This window comes from Xenorhabdus sp. PB30.3, assembly GCF_963895965.1.
Classification (GTDB): domain Bacteria; phylum Pseudomonadota; class Gammaproteobacteria; order Enterobacterales; family Enterobacteriaceae; genus Xenorhabdus; species Xenorhabdus stockiae.
Genome location: NZ_CAWQMW010000073.1, coordinates 1 through 3163, shown reverse-complemented (window position 1 = coordinate 3163; position 3163 = coordinate 1). Strand labels below are relative to the sequence as shown.

Genomic DNA, 3163 nt, shown 5'->3' with positions numbered 1-3163 from the left:
TCGGTTATGCGCCGGATTTGTACGATTAAGACCACTCGCAGCAATGAATATAAACAGCTTGTTTCGGTCGGTAGCGCAGCCGTAGCCCACACAGAAGAAGGTAAGGCACGCGGTGAGACGGCGACACCGAAGATGGAAGAAGTCAGCATCAAGCTGTTTCCGGTTTATGCCTATCCCAAAACCACACAGGAAATTATCGACTTTAGTGATGTGGATATTTTAGGCTGGCTGACTGCTGAGATCGCAGATACTTTCGGTGATACCGAAGAAACAGATCTGGTTAGCGGTGACGGTAGCAAAAAAGCAAAAGGCTTTTTGTCTTATCCCCGTGATACCCAAGCTGACAAGGTACGTGCATTCGGTACATTGCAAAAACTGGAAACAACCAGCCTTGAAGCCGATAGTCTGATTGACCTGAAATTTTTGCTCAAAAACAAATACCGCAAGAATGCAATATGGGTGATGAATTCCACAACTGCCGCGCAAGTACAGAAGCTGAAAAATGGCAACGGGGATTACATCTGGCGGGAGCGTTTACAGGCAGGTGATCCCGATATGTTGCTGGGCTTGCCTGTCCATTATCTCGAATTTATGCCGGATAACATCATTGCTCTAGGTGACTTCAAACGCGGTTACTTCATCGTTGACCATCAAACGGGCATTCGTACCCGTCCCGACAATATCACCGAATCGGGCTTTTATAAGGTACATACTGATAAATATCTGGGTGGTGGGCTGGTGGATTCCAATGCAATCAAAGTGCTGGAAATCAAAGGCACTAAAGCGGGTTAATGAATAAGGGGCACCGCCCCCTTTCAGTTTTGGAGTCTATTGATGAAGAATGATTTTGAAATTCGCACCGCTTCACTTTCTGCCAGTGATAAAAAGCTGACAGGCTATGTGATTAAGTGGAACAGCCGATCACAAGTCCTGTGGGATGAATTTGTCGAACAGTTCGCCCCTAACGCCTTTAGCGCCAGTCTAGCGGCAGGTGCTGATATCAGGGCACTGTATGAGCATGATCATATGAACCTGTTAGGCCGCACTACGTCCGGTACATTGCAATTGAGTGAGGATGCCACCGGATTACGTTTCGAACTAACCCCGCCTGATACGCAGCTAGGACGCGATGTGCTGACACTGGTTGAGCGGGGTGATATTGCCGGAATGAGTTTTGGATTCAGAGCAATCAAAGATCAATGGGATACAAGTCAAGAGCCGTATATCAGAACGGTATTAGAAGCTGAACTGCGGGAAATTACTATCACCAGTTTACCCGCCTATCCTGAAAGCGGCGTAGAGATTGCCAAACGCTCCCTGAATGCGGTTAAGCCCTATGATACTGATTTGCGTCATTACTGGCTGCAATTGTCTGAGGTGTGATGATGTGGCCTTTTAAGCGAAGTACTCCAGAACAGCGCAGTATGACGATGGATGAATTTTTCTCTCTGGCAGGCATAACTAACACTAAATCGGGCGAACATGTTTCCCCCTCGACAGCCGAGGGTTTACCTGCCGTGATGAATGCCGTCACAGTGATTAGTGAAGCGGTCGCCACCATGCCCTGTTATCTTTATCGGGTTCAGCACCAGAACGGAAAAGAATCCCGCGAATGGTTGAGCGATCATCCTGTAGATTATCTACTCAACGAGTTCCCGAACGACTGCCAGACCCCATTTCAGTTTAAACGCACATTGATGCGCCATTGCCTACTGAATGGTAATGCCTATGCGGTCATAGTCTGGGGAAAAGACGGACAGCCACAATCCTTGCACCCTTACCCGCCGTCAGCGGTTGTACCGCAACGATTATCGGATCACCGATTTGCCTACACCATCACCGAACCTTATAGCGGCAAGGTCAGAACCTACCTACAGGAAGAAATTTTGCATTTGCGCTATGCCACCGAAGATGGCTTTTTAGGGCGCTCACCTGTCACCATTTGCCGTGAAACACTGGGTTTGGGGTTGGCGCAACAGCGCCACGGGGCAAGCATTATGAAAGAAGGCATGATGGCAGCAGGCGTGATTAAAGCCGCTGACTGGCTGGATGGCATCAAGGGTAATAAGGCACTGGAAGCGCTTGAACGTTATAAAGGCGCTCGCAATGCAGGCAAAACGCCTATTCTTGAGGGCGGGATGGAATACCAGCAATTGGGGATGAGCAATCAGGATGCCGAATGGTTGGCCTCACGCCGTTTTACCATTGACGATATCGCCCGGATGTTCAATGTCAGTCCGATCTTTCTGCAAGAATATTCGAACAGCACTTACAGCAATTTTAGTGAAGCCTCCCGTGCTTTTCTGACTATCACTATGCGCCCGTGGCTGGCTAACTTTGAGCAGCAAATCAAATCCGCCTTGCTGATGAACTCACCAAAACGAGGTGTTCGTTATCAGGTGGAGTTTGACACAGCCGATCTACTTCGCGCCAATCCGAAAGAACGTTTCCAGAGTTATGAAACTGCCATTAAATCCGGTGTCATGTGCCCGAATGAAGCTCGTGAACGGGAAGGATTATCTCCCCGTGCCGGTGGCGATGAATTCAGTCAAGCATGGAAGCAAACCGTGGAAATTAAACAAGACAAGGAGAGTAACGAATGAGAGCAGGCAGATTACGGCATCGGGTGACAATCCGAAAAAATGAAGCCAGTCGGGGTAAATTTGGTGAAGTTCTCAACAACTGGGTGGATTTAGCCACGGTCTGGGCAGAAGTCCAAGCCATTAGCGGGCGGGAGCTGGTGGCATCCGGCGCCGTGTTCTCCGAAGCCACCGTGCGTATCTGGCTGCGTTATCGTGCTGATGTGACCACAGCAAACAGCATTACCTTTCACGGCGCAAACACGACGGGCACAGCTTTTAGCATTATGGCGGTCATCCCCGATGCGAAATACACCCGTCTAGAGCTGCTTTGCAAGGGAGGGATATTCCGATGAGCCAGATTGAAATTCCCCTGAGTGAAATCAAACAGCATTGCCGACTGGAGGAAGATTACACCCTTGATGATAACTTATTAACGGGCTATGCCGATGCTGCGTTGGAAGTCTGCCAGCAACATATCGGTAAACGCTTTGATAAGGGCTTGGTTTTCACGCCAGCGATTAAAGTCGGTTGCCTACTCTATATCGGCTTGTTGTATGAAAATCGGGAAATGGCAACCGATG

Annotated in this window: 5 protein-coding genes; all 5 read left to right on the top strand. The window is 49.0% G+C overall.

What is annotated here, in order from left to right; all coding sequences use genetic code 11:
• Nucleotides 1–792: phage major capsid protein (locus AACX38_RS05460; protein WP_228865860.1), on the top strand; the 792-nt coding region annotated here is incomplete at its 5' end.
• Nucleotides 793–834: 42 nt separating this feature from the next.
• Nucleotides 835–1383 carry an HK97 family phage prohead protease gene (locus AACX38_RS05455; RefSeq protein WP_228865859.1) on the top strand — a complete coding sequence of 183 codons (549 nt, stop codon included), beginning with the start codon at nt 835–837 and terminating at the stop codon, nt 1381–1383.
• A 2-nt stretch (nt 1384–1385) separates the two neighbouring features.
• Complete coding sequence (locus tag AACX38_RS05450) at nt 1386–2603, top strand: phage portal protein (RefSeq protein WP_370630654.1); 1218 nt, start codon at nt 1386–1388, stop codon at nt 2601–2603.
• A complete protein-coding gene (locus tag AACX38_RS05445; RefSeq protein WP_099110415.1) occupies nt 2600–2935 on the top strand; it encodes a phage head closure protein in 336 nt (111 codons plus the stop codon). The genes AACX38_RS05450 and AACX38_RS05445 overlap by 4 nt, the downstream gene beginning before the upstream one ends.
• Nucleotides 2932–3163: head-tail connector protein (locus AACX38_RS05440; protein WP_228865857.1), on the top strand; the 232-nt coding region annotated here is incomplete at its 3' end. The genes AACX38_RS05445 and AACX38_RS05440, both read left to right, overlap by 4 nt.